At 57.5% G+C, this 18,113-nt stretch carries 11 protein-coding genes; 5 read left to right on the plus strand and 6 right to left on the minus strand.

From position 1 onward, the window contains the following. Window positions 1-381 precede the first annotated feature (381 nt). Both FHS50_RS01165 and FHS50_RS01170 read left to right on the plus strand, forming a co-directional pair. Window positions 382-1,041, plus strand: coding sequence for a hypothetical protein (locus FHS50_RS01165; RefSeq protein WP_183932518.1), 660 nt, complete (start codon window positions 382-384; stop codon window positions 1,039-1,041). 688 nt (window positions 1,042-1,729) lie between these two features. Further along, window positions 1,730-3,784, plus strand: a complete 2,055-nt coding sequence (locus FHS50_RS01170; RefSeq protein WP_183932519.1) for a putative bifunctional diguanylate cyclase/phosphodiesterase — start codon at window positions 1,730-1,732, stop codon at window positions 3,782-3,784. 450 nt (window positions 3,785-4,234) lie between these two features. Here the strand turns inward: FHS50_RS01170 and FHS50_RS01175 are convergent, their stop codons facing one another. Then, window positions 4,235-5,053, minus strand: coding sequence for a universal stress protein (locus FHS50_RS01175; protein ID WP_183932520.1), 819 nt, complete (start codon window positions 5,051-5,053; stop codon window positions 4,235-4,237). Between the two features lie 105 nt (window positions 5,054-5,158). Between FHS50_RS01175 and FHS50_RS01180 the strand changes: the two genes are divergently transcribed. The 3 genes from FHS50_RS01180 (at window position 5,159) to FHS50_RS01190 (ending at window position 10,031) form a co-directional block, all read left to right on the plus strand. Further along, window positions 5,159-6,892: a cation:proton antiporter domain-containing protein gene (locus FHS50_RS01180; protein ID WP_183932521.1), complete on the plus strand. Its 1,734-nt coding sequence runs from the start codon at window positions 5,159-5,161 to the stop codon at window positions 6,890-6,892. A gap of 563 nt (window positions 6,893-7,455) precedes the next feature. Next, a complete protein-coding gene (locus tag FHS50_RS01185) occupies window positions 7,456-8,241 on the plus strand; it encodes a hypothetical protein (protein WP_183932522.1) in 786 nt (261 codons plus the stop codon). Between the two features lie 299 nt (window positions 8,242-8,540). Further along, on the plus strand, window positions 8,541-10,031 hold the full coding sequence (locus FHS50_RS01190) for an HWE histidine kinase domain-containing protein (protein ID WP_183932523.1): 1,491 nt from the start codon (window positions 8,541-8,543) through the stop codon (window positions 10,029-10,031). A 211-nt stretch (window positions 10,032-10,242) separates the two neighbouring features. On the opposite strand, the gene FHS50_RS01195 is transcribed toward FHS50_RS01190, so the two are convergent. The 5 genes from FHS50_RS01195 to FHS50_RS01215 form a co-directional block, all read right to left on the minus strand. Next, window positions 10,243-11,076: a hypothetical protein gene (locus tag FHS50_RS01195; protein WP_183932524.1), complete on the minus strand. Its 834-nt coding sequence runs from the start codon at window positions 11,074-11,076 to the stop codon at window positions 10,243-10,245. Between the two features lie 393 nt (window positions 11,077-11,469). Beyond that, window positions 11,470-14,139 carry a TonB-dependent receptor plug domain-containing protein gene (locus FHS50_RS01200; protein ID WP_183932525.1) on the minus strand — a complete coding sequence of 890 codons (2,670 nt, stop codon included), beginning with the start codon at window positions 14,137-14,139 and terminating at the stop codon, window positions 11,470-11,472. Window positions 14,140-14,521: 382 nt separating this feature from the next. After that, entirely contained in the window at window positions 14,522-15,367 is an 846-nt protein-coding gene (locus FHS50_RS01205) for a universal stress protein (protein ID WP_246332907.1), read from the minus strand. Window positions 15,368-15,377: 10 nt separating this feature from the next. Beyond that, a complete protein-coding gene (locus tag FHS50_RS01210) occupies window positions 15,378-16,862 on the minus strand; it encodes a SulP family inorganic anion transporter (RefSeq protein WP_183932527.1) in 1,485 nt (494 codons plus the stop codon). A 153-nt stretch (window positions 16,863-17,015) separates the two neighbouring features. Further along, window positions 17,016-18,062, minus strand: coding sequence for a sensor histidine kinase (locus FHS50_RS01215; protein ID WP_183932528.1), 1,047 nt, complete (start codon window positions 18,060-18,062; stop codon window positions 17,016-17,018). Window positions 18,063-18,113: the final 51 nt, after the last annotated feature.

Genomic DNA, 18,113 nt, shown 5'->3' on the forward strand with positions numbered 1-18,113 from the left:
AAGTGCCGCTCGATAAACATCTAAGGATGGAATGTGAAAACATAGGAGCAGGTCATGATAAGCACTCCTAGGTATGCGTTCTCGCTTCTTGCAGCCAGCGTGTTGATTTCAACCGCAGTCGCGGCGGCGCCTCCCCCAGATCGTGGCGGTGGTGGAGGTAAAGGCAAAGGCGGTGATGATCCGGCTGAAGCATTTGAGCCTGCTTACGTCCACACACGTTCGGGAAGACCTCCGACCCTCGTTCTCGCCAATCGAGATTTTAGTGCCACAGGCACCATAAGTGTCGTGAGCGACGCTCGGTCCAGAGGGTTGGATCATGCACCAGACGAAGGTCGCACGCTTACCGAAGAGCACAGAGCTCTGTGGGAAACCCGATATACGATGGCCGAGGACGGTGCGATTACCGTTATTGACCGGACTTTGCTGCATGACGGGGAAAATAGTGCGGCCAGAGTCCATTGCATCGCGACAGCTGCTAACGGTGCTAGAGCATACTCGCTAAATTCTACGACAGGCGGGGAATTGAAGATCAAGACAGCTTCTGGCGAGAACCTCACTTATTATAATGTCGGCGTAATAGACTCCTGCGACTATTTTGGTGATGGTTCGAGGCTCGCCGCTATCAAGAATCTTCCAGGCGCCGAGGGCTTTGAGCTGGTTACGATAGATGTGGCTACTGGCGCACAGACCTTGTTGCTTACGGTCAAGGATGAAGGGCTGGATCTGGACGAGGTGGAGGTCGCGCGTGATGGTCAGTCTTTTCTGCTAAGCTGGACTGACCGTCGAGACTCTACTGCGGTTCCATTAATCAGCGAGTGGAGAGCAGGCGAAACTCTATTGGAAGGCACCGTTATCGCCTACGAAGCCAGCCAAGGCAGCTACATATGCGATTTCAACTCAAATAATTTGCCAGATGACGGATACGTCTACCGAAGTAGTGCGGGGAGGCACCCTACTTGGATAGAACAAGTAGACGGCGAACCCAAAGTGCTGATCGAAAAAATGAAAGGCGACGTTTATCGTCTCAAGCCCGCTTGCTAGAGTGTGAAAGCTCGGCCTCTCGCACGCCCCTGGTGCAGGGCTTGCCTTGGATGCTGAGAACCGCGGCACCTCAAACGTCCGCTTTCCACGCTCGAAGTGGACGCCAGCAGGCTGAAGGCTGGCGTCCATATTCAGTTAAATCTCCATTGCCAACCCCAAGACAATGAACGCAAATTCGCCTGCCTGAGCGCTGCTAGGATTTTCGCCTGTAGTTGCTTGAGGTCTGGCCAGACTTCGGCTTCAGGGAAGAAATGGAAGAGTGGCGCGGGAGCATTTTTTGGGCAAGGCCGCTTAACCCCCACCAGGATATTGTCTCCGATCTTGTCCCAAGTCCTGATCTCTTCAAAGGACGTCGCCGTGACCACAGCCGATTTCACGTTGTGCTCTGATATTTCCCCACGAGATCTCGAGCGCGCGCCTTCAGTATCGCTCCAAGGCCAATTGCCGTGTTGATGAACATCGAAGACCGGAGAGGCCAAACTTAGACGAAGAGCACTGATCACACCAGCACTCTACTTTGGGTAAGTGTTTAATCGAGGCGCGGGGGGGCGGGATTAAGATTCCAATATGACATATGCGTAGACGCGCCCACGTTTACGGTAGTCCGCAAATCAGAGGCTAGTTTGGCCTGTCCATTCTTCGAGTGCCTTTAACGATCCGGTAAAAAGTTGCTTACTAAGAGGTCGCCGTGAAGTTCCAGCGTACCCGCACCGGATTTTGGACGAAAAAGCTCTCTGACACTCCTACTCTGGAGGTCGAGCGGGCTCATCGACTGATGAGCTATGCCGAAGAATTTGAGGATCGGTGGTTCTGGGAAACAGACGCTGAAGGGCGCCTCACCTATCTCTCTAAGAATGTTGCTGAACAAATTGAGATGTTCGGCATCAAAACAATCGGAGAGCCACTAGCAAGCGTCTTTCGTCTCGACCAGGGCGACGCTCAACATTCTCGCTCCCTAAATTTCCACATCGTGTCGCGCACATCCTTCTCAAATTACCCCGTTCGTGGGGTTAGGGGACTGAGCGAAAGCTGGTGGTCAATGTCGGGGAGGCCGTGGTTCGACAACGACGGCGAGCTTAAAGGCTTTGTAGGTTCCGGCACGGACCTAACCAAAACGCGCAAACAAGAAGCGACCATCAGGCGTTTGGCGTTAACGGATAGCCTGACAGGGCTGGCGAACCGGCAGCAGATGCAAGACAACCTGTCAGGGTTGCTCAACGGGTCTCTACGCACGAAACCTCTATGCGCTCTGATGATGCTCGATCTCGACGGCTTCAAGGGAGTGAACGACACATTAGGTCATCCTGTGGGTGACTCACTTCTTATCCAAGTGGCCGAAAGGCTATCTTCTGCAGTCGCGGAAGTGGGAATTGTCGGCCGCTTGGGGGGAGACGAATTTCAAATCCTTGTCCTGGAGGACCGCAGCAGAGAAAGTCTGTCGCGGCTTGGATTTAAGATAATCGATGAGATTTCAGCGCCCTACTCTGTGGACGGATATTCGATCACCATTAGCTGTTCCATCGGAATCTCTCTCGCTGACGCGGATAGCAACCCTGAAACACTTGTGAGAAACGCAGATATTGCCCTTTACGCTGCCAAGGCTAGCGGAAGAGCAACCTGTTTCTTTTTCGAGGACGAAATGCTGGCTAACGCCCAGCGCCGAAAGAAGCTGGAAGACGACCTAAGAACCGCTCTCAGCTCGGATCAGTTCAAGCTGATGTATCAGCCCATAGTAGCAACGCAATCAGAAGAGCTGACTGGCTTTGAGGCTTTGTTGCGGTGGACGCACCCTACCGAGGGAGACATTGCCCCAAGCGAGTTCATACCTGTTGCTGAAGACTGCGGCCTGATCCAGCAGATCGGTGATTGGGTCATTAGGAGCGCGACCCGCATTATCGCAGAGTTACCGGAAGACCTCCGCGTGGCCGTAAATGTCTCGGCAATTCAGTTCTCGAATCCAACATTGCTTTCTACGCTGGCTAACGCAATCGCCGAGAGTCAGATCGACCCTTCACGGCTTGAGCTGGAGATCACCGAAAGCGTCTTTGTCGACAACGAAGGCAGATCCGAAAAAACTTTCCGTGCGCTGAAAGATTTGGGTGTGAGGCTTGCTCTCGACGATTTTGGGACAGGTTATTCGAGTTTGTCCTATTTGCAGGATACCCCCTTCGACAAAATCAAGATCGACCAAAGCTTCGTTAGAGGTGCAGTGGATCCTAGGAGCAGGAACTCTGCGATCATTGAATCGATCGTCGCGCTATCGAAGGCACTGAATATGGAGACAACCGCTGAGGGCGTGGAACATCAGGATGAGATTGAACTGATCCGAAAGCTCGGATGTAGCCACATCCAAGGATATGTTTATGGGCCCGCCATGGACATAACTGACATCATCCCGAAGTTAAGAACCGGCTCTAGGAAGATGCCCGCAATCGGTCCAAAACGAAGCCGCAGCCCTCGGATGAGCCTCGTTCGCAGCACAATGATGACCTTAAACCAAGACCGAAAGCCGGTAGTGGTTAGGAATATTTCGGAAACCGGGGCGCTGCTCGATCAAGTTGGCGATACAACGGAGATGTTGGGCGTCACGGTCCTACTCGACCTGCTCCAACATAAGTTATCTGAAGCTAAAGTCCGGTGGGTGGGAGATGGACGCGCCGGGGTCGAGTTTCATGAACCGATCTCATTGAAAGACGTCGAGGCAAGAAAAGACGGCTTCTCCAGCACGCGCCAAAGCGCTTGAAAGATTTGATCATGAAGGGTGGCTCCGATTCACCGGATTGTTCGCATTAGACTGACGGTAGCCTTATCCACGAGCCTGAATAAATGAAGCGAGCCCACTTAGGAGGGCGGCTCGTTCCGTCGCTGTTGATGAACTTAGTGGGAATGAGCGGTCGACCAGATTTACCGAATTCCGAGGTTGGAAAACGCCATACTCCATCCGACATTCCCCCTGTCTGATCACGAAAACTGGGTTGCATGAACCTCGATCGAAGAGTGCCAAGACGCCCATTTATGCCGACTGCAGAGGTTCGCGAACCCGGAGCGCGTCCTCAAAGCCTTAAAGTGTTGGATGTTAGCGAGTTTGGTTGCCGAGTCTCGCTCGTTAATCGCGTAAAACTCGACACGAAGGTATTCGTCAGAATTCCAGGGATTGAAGCGATCCCCGTCTGGTCGGTCGCAGGGCGCCACCTCAATTCGGCTCGCCTATTACCAGCATGTCAATGGGCAACGCTCGCAGCAAGGAGTTAGCCGTGCTTCCGATTATAGCCCGCCGAAGTCGGGATTCTCCCTGGTTGCCAAGCACTAATAAGTCAGCCCCACTGTTCAGAATATCATTTTGTAGAACCGTCCCCGCGCCACCGTACACCAATTGTGTAGTTACACGCTTTCGCGCATCTGAGCTAAGCTCATTCAGAATTTTTTCGAACAATCCTTTGTAAAATTTTGCGGCGCCATGTCGTGCAGTTTCCCTGTTTTGCCATCGTTCGAACGGCACCTCGAAGGCGTGAATTAATTGAAAATCCGCGTCGTCAAACAGACCCATGGCCTTTTTAAACGCTTCGAGCGAAGGAGGGTGAAAGTCCGTCGCGCACGCGACGTTCGCGTAACATCGTGTTGCCCTGTTTTTTGCCACAAGCACGGGGACGGGTGAGCGGCAGATGACATGCTCTACCACGGTTCCTAACAAGAACTCTTTCACCCCGCGAGACCGTGCCAAGCCCAAGACAATTAGACGGGCGTCTTCTTCCTGAGCAACGCTGATGACGCCATCGGCGGCACACTGACGTGGATATCTAAACCTAATACCATTATTTTGCTGGGGAAGCACCGAACGCATGCGCTCATCAAGAATATTTTGCGGAGGCGGCTCCGTGACCGCATGACCAAGGGCGTGCACAAGCACGACTTCTGCGTTCCACTTCTCGCCTAACTTCACTGCTCGATCGATTGCCCGATCAGCCTCCGCGCGAAAATCGGTACCAACGACAATCTTTCCGTTAGTGGCCAATTCTCGCTCCGCGTTCGCCAGCTACAATAACCAAACTTAACATCTGAGGTCTTGTCGCACAATTTTCCTCAGGCGCAGCTATCGACAAGCTACACGGTATCTCGGATGCTCAAGGCAATGGAATCGCAATTGCATATCCCTTACCTCCGAGAGGTCATTGTCTTCCTGATAATTGCCGGGTTTGTTGTGCCTCTTCTCCAGAGGCGGTTTAGTGCGGTACTCGGCTATCTGCTCATCGGTGGATTGATCGGTCCGTTTGGACTAGGTTTGTTTGCCGACAAGTTTCCCCTCGTCTCCGTTGTGGTCATCGACGACCCGGAGGGGGTTCGGGCGCTGGCCGAGATCGGCGTCGTCTTTCTGCTATTCGCAATTGGCCTTGAATTGTCGCTCGACCGGCTATGGTCCTTGCGAAGGCTCGTGTTCGGCCTTGGAAGCGCGCAAGTTATATCAACGAGTATACTTATCGCAGGCGTAGCCTACGCTTGGGGGAATTCCGGTTCAGCAGCACTCGTTTTGGGCTCCTGTCTTGCACTATCCTCGACTGCTATTGTCACACAGTTGCTGATCGAAAAGGGCAGGCTGACAACCCCCCTCGGACGGTCGGTTTTCTCAGTTCTACTACTGCAGGATCTAGCGGTTGTTCCAATCCTTTTTGTCGTCGGTGTCCTCGGCACTGTATCAGTGGGCCAAAGCGTCCTGGGAGGCTTGGTTGTAGCGTTATCGGAAGCCGCGTTGACGGTAGTGATAATCTATCTTGTAGGAAGGGTAATCCTTCGGCCCATTTATCGCACCGTCGCCCTGACTGGCAGCCGCGAGGCGTTCATGGCTATGATCCTCTTAACGGCATTAGGTACAGCGGCAACTACGGGCATGGTCGGCCTATCAATGGCGCTCGGAGCATTTTTAGCGGGTTTGCTAATCGCCGAGACCGAATATCGACACCAGGTCGAAGTCGACATTGAGCCATTTAAAGGACTGATGCTCGGACTTTTCTTCATGTCGGTCGGGATGGGCATCGACTGGCGAGTCCTAGGAGACTCCCCAGTCTTGATTGCCGCATCGGTCATTGGCTTGATAGCGATCAAGGCTGCAATAAACATTGGGCTATTCCTGCTTTGGCGTATACCCACAAACCGTGCAGTGGAGGGCGGACTGCTTCTCGCTCAAGCAGGCGAGTTCGCGTTCATTGTCGTGGGGTTGGCAATGACGCTCGCTCTGATCCCGGATTCAACCGGGCAATTTATGCTGATTGTCGCTAGCCTTTCCATGATCCTGACACCCAGCATAGCAGCTATAGCGCGTACACTGAGCCAGAGGATCAAGGGAAGCAGTTGGTCAAGCCAAGTAGACACGACTGATCACGCCGAGCACCTTGAAGATCACATCGTGATTGCAGGCTTTGGAAGAGTGGGGCAAATGATCGCGTCCATTCTCGCACGAGAAGGTCTCGCCTGCCTGGCTATTGACAAAGATCCTACCGTGGCGGCTGAGGGACGATCTGCTGGTCTGCCCGTGCGCTTTGGAGACGCATCTCGCCTAGAGGTATTGCACAGCGCACACATTAAGCGGGCAAGCGCACTGGTCATTACACTCGACCAGCAGGAACAAACCGAGACCCTAACTGCCCGAATGCGGGAAGTTGCGCCCCACGTTCCTCTGTTCGTACGCGCGCGTGACGAGGCTCAGGCGGAGGTGCTGATCCGTGCGGGGGCAACGGCAGCCGTCCAAGAGACCGTCGAAGCAAGTCTCCAGCTCGCGGCTAAGGTATTGGAAGGCTTTGGCCTGGACCAAAACGCGATTAGGCAGCGCCTCCAAGGCGGTAAAAATGCCCGCGAGTAGGATTGGCAGAGCTTAGCAAACCGTTTGAGCGGCAGCGCGCAGGAGATACCCGCTTCTTGATTCTGCAGTTTCTGCGTACAAGACGATTCGAAAAGGCTCTAGGAAAGCAGGGGGCAGCCGATGAGCAACGGCAATTGGTGGAGCAACCGAAATTGTTGAAAGCTCGGATCTTTCGTAGCGCTATTCATTTGAGGCCAGTCATCTAGATTGCGTTGTCCGTAGAAAGTGCCTGACTAGGGCCAATGTCCCGATGTCATTGCGTGAATTGGGTGCCGTCTCGGTCCCGACGGACAGCTAAAGCTTGGCTATGATCACTACCAATCGAGCTCACACCTGCCCGCACGCGCAATTACGATTCTGCTATTTTGGTCAACAATCTGGGTGTATAAACCTCATCGACTCCGCAAGGAGTCGGGTTCTTCGGGTTTTTGAAACATCGTCCGTGGAGGCGTCATATGTTTCGGTTGCTCGGTTGCGCCGCTCTCGCGGCATTTCTCGTTAATCCTGCCAACGCACAATCGGGCGGACCTCCGATAGCTTACACCAAGGTAGATGGATCCTCGATGTCCATTTACCTGACGAACCCCAACGGAAGCGGCACTGTCAGGCTGTACACCACCCCTCGAAAGGCCAGTATCGGAGCGCTGGATCTTAAGCCTGGGGGTGGAGAGGTCGCAATTGTCGAGAGAGCTGGGAGCGTTATCTCGCTTAAACTGCTCAGCTACAATGACAACGGATCGCTAATCGGATCGCCAAGAGTGATTCCGACATCCTGCGTAGCGACCAAGGTCGACTATCAGCCGATCAGCAGCGACCCACTCCTACTCGTTACGGAGAGCTGCGTTGATGGCTCGAAAATCAGCACCGTTCGGCGTGATGGGACCGGGTACCAGACGGTGATGGAAACCGTGTCCAATCCAATCCTTGATCATGCCCGGTGGCTCCACGACGGCAGCAACTTTATCTATGTGCTGTTTGAGGCCTCGCCTTCCTCGGTGCCGTACAAGTTGTGCCGCCTGGACTGTGTGGAGAGCGCAGGAAACCTTTTGTGGACGTCCAATACCGATCTCAGCTGGGTCGATGTTGCCCGGACATCGAACACGGTCCTCTTCACAGCGGGAGTGTCAACGACAGGCGTTTACATTCATAGGCTCAACATCGACACCGGTGAAATATTGAAGACCTTTATTCACGGAACCGACGGTCATTTTTCACCTGACGATCGCAAGGTGCTTTACGAGACGCCCTATGCGGCAAAGGGCACATACCTGGACATTCACGACACCATGGGTCCCAGTGCTCGGATTACGCCGAAGGGAGACTACGGACCGAAGGACTGGAGGCTTTAACCCGACCTATTCGCAGAAACTGACGCGCAGCCAGTCAGCCCCCGACTGAATGCTGCCACCCCGCCAGCATCAAACGCTGCGCGTCAGTCTTGCATCTTTTTCCGCGAACCGCCGGAGATTGGCACGCTGAGCCGGCCCTCGTCTTTGCCAAGCATCGAGGGGCTTTGGCCAAATTCGCGCATCTGTCACGGTTTTAGTCGCGGCGGCAGCGGCCGGCTTTCGTTCTGCCATCCCAGCGTTTTCATTTGCTTTGCTTGTGGCCCGCGTTTTCCCTAAATCCGATCATGAAGGGTGATGAGATGGACAAATCGCTGCTCGACCTACGCCACGGGCCAGTCTCAATGGACACGGCAATCGAGATGCTGGCTGCGAGCGCCGAGCTTTTGGGCGAGGCAGTTTTTCCAGCGTTAGTCGAAGGCATAGCGAAGTCGCTTGGAATGCAATGGGTCTTTCTTAGTCGGCCTTCAAACAACGCGCCGACCCAAGCACATACGATAGCTGTTTGGCACGACGGATCTGCACCAAACCTTTCGTACGAGTTGCCCGGTTCTCCATGCGCTGTTGTCGTTGGGGATGGCGCTTGTTGCTATCCATCCGACGTACAATCGCTCTTTCCGGAAGACGAACTGCTAAGCCAGATGGGTGCGGTGAGCTATGTGGGCATCCCCTTGCGGTCGTCGGAAGGCGAGGTCATCGGCCTCCTCGCAGCGCTGGGCGACGCGCCGATTGAAAATGTCAAAATCGCTCAGGATATTCTGGCGTTGTTCGCAGGACGCGCGGCCTCGGAACTTGAACGCATTGACGCGTCATCCGCAAATGAGCGGCTGGGCAGGATAGTCGATGGATCTCTCAGTGAAGCGTACGTATTCGACGGCGATACCTACAGGTTTGAGCTAGTGAACCGTGGGGCGCGGGAGAATCTCGGCTACAGTCTGCCAGAATTGCACGCTCTCACACCGTGGGACATCAAACCGGAATATAGCGAGGCACAATTTCGTCAGTTCGTTGAGCCTCTCAAAAGCGGCGCGCTGCCGTACTTGCAGTTCGAAACAGTTCATAAACGGAAGGACGGCTCCCTTTACGACGTTCACGTCCGCCTTCAGTACTTCGGTGGCACTGACAACATATTCTTTGCGTCAATTGACGACATTACCGAGCGCAAGATGGCTGAGGAGCGCGAGAGACTACTCATGCGCGAAGTGAACCACAGAGCCAAAAATCTACTCAGCATTATCCAGGTGCTTGCCAGACAAACCATCACACCTGGTTCAGAAGATGGCATTGGGCGATTTGAAGATCGCCTCGGAGCCTTGTCCGCCAGCTATGACCTGCTCGTAGACAGCCCTCGCAAAGGCGTGAAGCTAAAAGACCTAGTTCATGCGCAACTTGGTCATTTCGACCACTTGTTTGACACCAGAATCAAGGTGCATGGCCCAGTTGTCTGTCTCAAACCGTCCGCAGCGCAGAGCATCGGAATGGCTTTGCACGAGCTGGCCACAAACGCTGCTAAGTATGGTTCACTTTCCAATGAAAGCGGCGAGGTGGATATACGTTGGAGCATTAAAAACGGCGCAGAGGGCGCTCCGACCTTGACCTTAAGATGGACGGAAAGCGGAGGACCATCAACGACTCCCCCGTCGCGGACAGGATTTGGCTCCACACTTATCGAAAGCTCGCTTCGCGCGAGCACGCGAGGCCAAGTAGAGTTGCTCTTCGCAGAAAGTGGTGTGCGTTTTGCGTTGCGTGCAGACTTGTCGGCAGTATCGGACGGGCAGATAACCGAGGACTAGTTTCTGCGCGTCAGTCTTACGATCGCTTTCAAAATCCTCGCTGCACGCTCCGTTTCAGCAGATCGCCATCCGTGCAGGCTTTATTGGCTGCATGAGTTATCTGATCTGGGACACGAAAAGCTTGGAGCGGGAGCGAACTTCCCGGTGCCACAGATAGAACCCATTTTCCTGCGCCTAAGTGACTTTTCGCAGTGAACCGCAGGGCAAAGCGTCAGGTTGTCGCAGCCTGGGCTCCGCTGCTGACCTTCGCCACCGGCCGCTTGCCCGCAATCCAGCCGGCCCAGCTCGTTGCCACACCCAGCGCGAAGCCTGCGCCAACGATCAGCCAAGAAGGCATCGCGTTTATCTCCAGCAACACGCCCTTCAACCACCCGACGTCTTTAGTCGTCCCCATAGTGACCATCTGCGCAATGATGAAGGCGCCCGCCACGAGGAACGGCGTCGCTTTTTCGCGATAGCGCCACCAGATGGCGGCGATGAAGGCGAGTTCGATCGCCATGCCGGTGAGGATCGCGTCCATCACCAAGTGAAAATCGTCTGGTCCGCGGATCTGCAGCGGCGGGAAGAAGCCATTCAGGACGCGCCCGAACGGGCTTTCGAATAGGATGATCGGAGTCGTCAGCATGTAGCCCGAGTGTATCCACACCTTCCGGCGATATTTGAGCGCTCGAAAATAAACCGTGACGTATGCCGCGACCGCGACCACCAGACCGATGACGAAAGGCGCCGCGAACATACTGCGCACATCAACCGCGCCCGGCACGTAATTCTTCCCCGAAAAATCGATGATCGCGAAAAGGCCCGCGATGAGGAAGGGGAACAGCAGCAGGCTTGCTCGCCCGGAAAGCCGGTGCACCGGCAACCGCTTATTGTGCGCGGTCCAACTTTGCGTGAAAACCAAGATCACCCAGATGCTCGCCGCCACACCATGCGCATGGAACTGCCACGGCACCTCGGTGAATGGGCGCCAGTAACTCGGCCAGAAGCCGAGCAGAATTACGCCGATTACGAAAAGGACCCACCAGTGCGCGCGTGGATAAGGCATTGCAGTATCCCCCCCTGCTAATGATCAGCTCACTTAGCATGCATTAACAAAATTGCCTGCATGCGTCCAAGCCCGGAATGTGAGCAAGAGATAGTTTATCGAACGTCTCGAATTGGCCAACAATGTCGAGGACGGCACGAGCTTCGAAAAGGTTAGACAATTTTTTCGGGTCGCGAGGGGGCCTTTTTGGGCAAAAGCGGGTAGGTTAGACCATCTAAGTAATTGATCCTATTGGGTTAGGGATAGACCCCTAGCTCCACCAGCCTGCCGGTCCTTTCCAAGAAAAATCCGACGAAGCCGCCATGCCACCGGCAGGCGCAGTTTTTGGCACGCCCCAATAGAAAAGGGGCGGCCACACGGGACCGCCCCTCGTCTCATTCGGATGGGTTCCGCTTACCACATGAAGCGGGCACGGATGTAATAGCTGCCACCGTTGAAGCCGTAAGGCGAAGTGACGGCATATTGCGCACCCGCGATCCCCGCCCAAGGGTTGCGCGTCGGATAGGTGTCGAACAGGTTCTGCGCCCCTGCCGCGATTTCCAGTCCGTCGATCACTTCATAGCCAAGTTCGGCATCGACGGTCACACGCGCTTTCGCATCGATCGGCAGCGTGCCATCGTCGAGATGGGCTTCGTAGAAGCTGCCGAAATAATTGGCGCGCAGCAGGCCGCGCATGCGTCCCTGTTCATGCGTCAGGTTTAGGAAGCCCTTCCAGTTGGGAAGATTTTCCTCGAGCTGGCGGATGCGCGTCGCCGAGATGGTGGCATCGGCATCCTTCACCTTGGTGTCGGTATAGTTGATCGCCAGCGTCGCCTGGGTGGTGGCGCCATCCACGAAGGGAAGGCGGGCATTGGCCACAAAGTCGATGCCCTGGGTCCGCGTGTCGAACGCATTGTTGAAGAAGGCGAACGAGGTGAGATCCTCGAAACCGGTGAAGTCACCCCGATTGATAACCCCTGCGGTCGACAGTTCGGCCAGCAGGCCCGCCGTCGTCGTGCTCGTCACAGGAACCCCTTCGCGTGCTGCTAGGTATAGCAGCGCATCGGTGAAGTTGATCGTCGACGAGCGCGAGATGCGGTCTTTTAGCGTGATGTTGAAATAGTCGAGCGTGAAAGTGACATCACCAAAGTCGCCCGCGACACCCGCGGTGAAGCTGTCGGCTTCTTCGGGGCCGAGCGTGGGCCGGGCTAGACCGAGGCCACCATTGGCCGTCGAATCCGCGACATAGTCGGCCACGATCAGGCCCGCCGGGCTGAACAGCGGGAAGGTGCCTTCATCCTGCAACATGCCGTTGGAGAATTGCGTCGTCACGTTGATGACGTTCGCCTGTCCAGCCGTCGGCACATGGAAGCCGGTCGAATAGGTGCTCCGCACCCGGAAGCTGTCGGAAATCTTGTAGAGACCGCCCAGTTTCCAGCTGAGATTGTCGCCGAAGGTCTTGGTGTCCTCGTAGCGAAGCGCGCCCTGCAGGGTCACCGTATCGGCAAGGTCGGCCTCCACATCGAGATAGGCCGCCTTGGTATCCTCGGTGGCCGAACCCGCCGCATTGTTCGAGAAGCCGCCAAAGCCGTTCGAACTGGTCGAGAAGCCCTGTCCGAAGGGGAAGGCTGCCGTCGGCTGGGCAAGCGGTCCCAGCGCGAAGGATTCCGGATCGCCAGCGATCGTCGTGAAGGTCTCGTCGCGATATTCGGCACCGGCGGCGACATACATGCTGCCCGTGCTGCCCAGCGAGACTTCATGACCAAGGTTGAGGTTCACGAGATTCTCGGCCTGGCGATAGCCGCCCGGATTGAACGAGGTCGGCGTGTTGGGGCCAAGCGATGCGTTGATCGTATTGTTGATGAAGAAATCGACGCGGTTCTTGCCGTAGCGATAGCTCAGGTCGAAATCGAGCCCGCCAAGCACCTGCCCGCGCACCCCCGTCGCGACCGAGAAATCCCTGAGGTCGCCGCCGAAGCGCGGGGTAAAGCCGCCCGGGAATAGTTCGACGAAGGAGAAGCAGTTCGGATCGGCTGACACTGCTGCAAGGATCGTCGGATCGGGAATGAGTCCGTTGGTCCCTGTCAGCGGAATGCCTGCGGGGCAATCCCCGGCCGTGGTGTTCGACATATCGCCGACAAGGACCGAAGGGACGCCATTGGGATCGGCAAAGCCGGTCACCGGATCGACGAGCGGGCCCGCATAGACGCCGCCGCGATTGGTCGGATTACGGAAGAAGAAGCCGCCATCGACATTACGCTCGGCATAATTGCCGAAGGCGTAGAGCGTGAGGTTCGGGGTGAAATCGATCCCGAAATTGGCAAATGTCTTGAAGTCGTCATTGACGTTGGGTTGGCCCCAGATCTGCGCCGGGTCGGCCACCGCCGTATTGCCCGCCGCGATCAGCGCCGCTGCATCGTCGCGCTGGACCGATCGGCTGGTGGCATCGGACTCGCCATATTCTGCGCTGAGGTTGAGGAAGCCGTTGTCAGTGATCGGCAGGCCGACATTGGCCCCGATCTGGTAGAGATCGCCATCCCCTTCATAGGTCGAGCCCCATTTGGCGGTGAACATGCCCCCGTCGGAATCGTCCTTGATGATGAAGTTCATCACGCCCGCGATGGCGTCCGAACCATATTGCGAGGAGGCGCCGTCGCGCAGCACTTCGAGCTGCTTGATCGCGATGGTCGGGATCGTCGACACGTCCGGGCCTTGCGAACCGTCCGAGATGCCGCCGCCAAGGAAGGCGATGACCGCGGCACGATGCATCCGCTTGCCGTTGACGAGAACCAGCGTGTTGTCGGGCGACAGGCCGCGAAGGTTGGCGGGCCGCACCAGCGTCGCCGCGTCCGAAATCGGCTGAGTGTTCACATTGAAGGAGGGAACCGCGATACGCAGCAGGTTGCTGACATCGGTATCGGCCTGGTTGGTCAGCTCGTCCGAGGAAACGATATCGACGGGCGCCACCGTATCGGCGGCCGACCGGTTGGCCTGGCGTGTCCCAGTGATGATGATCGCCTGGTTCTCTTCGATCTGGGCGGTGGTGCCGCTTTCCTGCGCGAGGGCTGGGGTGGCTGAGGCCATCCCGACGATCCCGCATAGCAATGCGGTGCGAATTTCCGTAGCGCGACGTGTGAAGCGAGTAGCCATTTTTCCCCCCGAAATTATGTAAAACAGGGGGAGGTTGGCAGCAGTCCGGCAAGAGCGCCAGTGCGCCGGCCCGGTTTTCCGAAAACGGTTCGAGACTTGTTGCTGTTCTGCAACGAACATAGGTTAAGTAATGGCGCGGCTCCTCCCCAAGTTCGCATGATTAAGCGCTTTTTCACTCGCTGATTGTGTCGAGCCCGATCCGTGTCCGATGAGCCACCATTGGCCCTCTTAGTAAGGCGGTAGCCGCTTTAGCCCGGCGAGCCCCAAGCTATTCTGGCAAGGCTATCGAACATGAACCCTATCGCGTGATCAGGTTTTAGCGGAACAGCAAAACGGGCTTGTGCAGCGCCCGCAACATCGCGGTCGTGGTCGACCCCACGAACATGCTGCGCAGCGGCGAATGGCCATAGGCTCCCATGACCAGAAGGTCCGCGCCGATCGCTTCCGCCTTGGCGCGGATGGCACCCTCGACATCGCCGCCGACCATTTCCGCCTTTTCGAGCCGTGCGCCCAGCGTCTCGCGCGCCCAGTCCATCGCTTCCTGTTGCCGGGCATCGCCCTTGGCGACCATGACAAGGTGCAGGGCAACGCCCTCGAACAAGGGCGATGAGGCGGCGAACTCGACCGCCTTGCGCGCGGTCGCACCGCCATCGAAGGCGATCAGCGCGGTGCGGATCGGCGCGAAAGCCCGGCTCGCCACCAGCACGGGCCGGTCGCTCTGGCGCACCACCCGCTCGACCTTGCTGCCGAGATGGCCGCGCGCGAAATCGGCATGCGCGCCGCGCTTCCCCATCACGACCAGGGCGGCATCGGCTTCGCGTTCGATCACCGTGCCCACGATGTCGCCATGCCGAAGCAGCGCGGTCACCTGATCCACGCCCTGTTCCTCGAGCCGGCTCCGCACGGTGTCGATCAGCGCTTCGGCCTGCTCGCGCGCCAGCCGTGCCTCGGCTTCCTCGATCGCCACCAGCTCTTCCATCAGGCTCGATCGTGCACCCAGGCCGAGCGCGCCCGACAAGTCCCCGCGCTTGGCGACCACGTCGCTGCGCTGGATGACATGGAGAAGCTCGACCTCGGCACCGAGGCCCTTGGCAAGCCAGGCGGCATGGTCGGTGACGCTCGTCGCGTAGGCCGACAGGTCGAGACAGGCGAGTAGTTTCATGACGTTCACCCTAATGCGCCGATGCGGCGTCGTCCGCACCCGCTTTATCATGAAGCGCGAAATTTTCGACAAGCGTCGCGCTTGCCTCGTTCATTCCGACCAGTTCGACGAGCGTGCCTTCGCGGCGGAACTTGATCACCACTTTGTCGAGCGCGCCCACCGCCGAAATGTCCCAGAAATGCGCGCGGCTGACATCGATCACCACCTTCTCGATCACTTCGCGGAAATCGAAGGCCGCAAGGAAGCGCTCGGTCGAGGCGAAGAAGATTTCACCCCGCAGGCGATAGGTGCGCGTCCGTCCGCCCGCCGACAGAGCCGAATCGACCGACAGCAGCGCCTTCACCTTGCTGGCAAAGAAGATGCCCGAAAGCAGCACGCCCGCGAGCACACCCTTGGCGAGGTCATGTGTCGCCACCACGGTCACTACGGTCGCCAGCATGACGACCGAGCTGTGCCACGGGTGGCGCCGGATGTCGCGGATCGAAGACCAGGAGAAGGTGCCGATCGACACCATGATCATCACCGCGACCAGCGCGGGCATCGGGATCTGCGCGACCCAGGGGCCCAGCACGACGATGAGGAACAGAAGGAACAGGCCCGCCACCATGGTCGATAGCCGCGTATGGCCCCCCGACTTCACGTTGATCACCGACTGGCCGATCATCGCGCAGCCGCCCATGCCGCCGAAGAAACCGGTGACGAAATTGGCGATGCCCTGGCCCCGCGTCTCGCGTGCCTTGTTGCTGTCGGTGTCGGTCAAATCATCGACGATCTGCGCCGTCAGCAGCGATTCCAAGAGGCCAACTGCCGCCATGGTGAGCGAATAGGGCAGGATGATCTCGAGCGTCTCCCAGGTGAAGGGCACGTCGGGAATGAGGAATTCGGGGAGCGAGGAAGGCAGCTCGCCCATGTCGCCGATCCGGTTGACCGGCAGGTTCAGCCACAGGGCAATGCCCGTGAGGATGATGATGGCGACCAGCGGGGAGGGGATCGCCCGCGTGACCAGCGGAAAAAGATAGATGATCGCCAGCCCCAGCGCGACCATCCAATAGGTATTGATATCGACCCCGATGAGCTGCGGCAGCTGCGCCATGAAGATGAGGATGGCGAGCGCGTTGACGAAGCCCGTCACCACCGATTTCGAAACGAACTGCATCAGCCGGTCGAGCCGCAGCAGTCCGCCCGCAAATTGCAGGATGCCCATCAGAATGGTCGCGGCGAACAGATATTCGACGCCATGATCGCGCACTAATGGCACCACCAGCACCGCCACCGCTGCGGTCGCCGCCGAGATCATGCCCGGACGCCCGCCGACCAGCGCGATGATCACCGCGATCGAGAAGCTGGCGTAGAGCCCGATGCGCGGATCGACGCCCGCGATGATCGAGAAACCGATGGCTTCGGGGATGAGCGCCAGTGCGACGACGATGCCGGCAAGGATGTCGGCGCGGGGATTATCCAGCCATTCGCGGCGGATCGTGGCAGAATTGAACATCGGTTTCCGTTAATTGGCGACGCCCGCGCGAAGCGGGCAGCGGGTCGTATGAAATGCTGAAAAAGGTCCGGCTGAACGGACGGTTGCAGGCCCTATGACGGCCCAATGCGGCGAAAACAAGTCGCCGGGGGCCCATGCCTGGAGTGCAGGGCGTCAGGCGGGGCGAAACTGTAGCCTGGCGATCGTGCCGCCCTCGGCTTGCTCCTGCAGCGTGAATTCGGCGTTGACCTGCTGCGCCATCATCAGTGCGATGCGAAGGCCGAGACTTTCGGTCTGCTCGATATCGAAATCGTCCGGCAGGCCCACCCCGTCGTCCTCGATCTCGATCACATTGCCTTCATCGCCGCGATAGAGGCGCACCTCGATCCGCCCGTGGCCACGGGCCCTGAAACCATGCTCCATCGAATTGGCGATCGATTCCGCCACGATGAGCGCGACGGGGATGGCCGCTTCGGAATCGATCTCGATGGCATGGTCGACCTCGACATTGAAATCGACCTCGAGACCCCCGTTGGTCTCGATCACGTCCTCGACCAATGCCTCGACGAAGCTGCCCATGTCGCGGCCTTCGCCGTCGGGCCGGTACAATTGACGGCTCACTCTCCCGATCGTCGCGAGGCGATTGGCCGCTTCCTCCAACGAGGCCTGCGCGGCACTGTCGCGCACCTGCCGCCGCTGCAGGGTCAGCAGGGCCGCGATCATCTGGAGATTGTTCGAAACCCGATGCTGTAATTCGCGGAACAGGAGTTCGCGCGTCACCGCCAGTTGCTCGGATCGTGCGCGCTCCTCGCGCAACTGCCGGTTGAACTGCTGCATCCAGTGGATGAGAGCCACGTCGATGGTGACGATGGCAGTGTAGAAAAGCAGCGCGACCAGCCCTCCATGGCTGAATGCGAAACTGTTCTGGATCGGCACGAAACTGTACCAGGCTATGGCCCCGCACAGCAGTCCCGCCACCGCTCCGAAAGTCGCGCCGAACAGGAAGGACACGGCGATCACCACCGGGATGAAGGTGACCAGCTGGAAACCGGTCGGCAGGATCGGGTCGATCTCGAGGCGCAGCCACCAGGCAAACAGCGACAGGAGGATCGTCGCACCCAGCGCAATGGGCCAGCGGACCTTGGTCAAGGGGATATGTTCGGCAAGCGAGCGGCGCGCGCCCGTCTGATGTGCCGCAGCAATGGAGGCCGGATCGTTCATGCCAAAGCATTAGCTCCTGAAATTAAAAAGAAAAGCCTCCGGTCTCACCGA

Origin of the sequence: Sphingomicrobium lutaoense (assembly GCF_014195685.1) — a bacterium.
Classification (GTDB): Bacteria; Pseudomonadota; Alphaproteobacteria; order Sphingomonadales; family Sphingomonadaceae; genus Sphingomicrobium; species Sphingomicrobium lutaoense.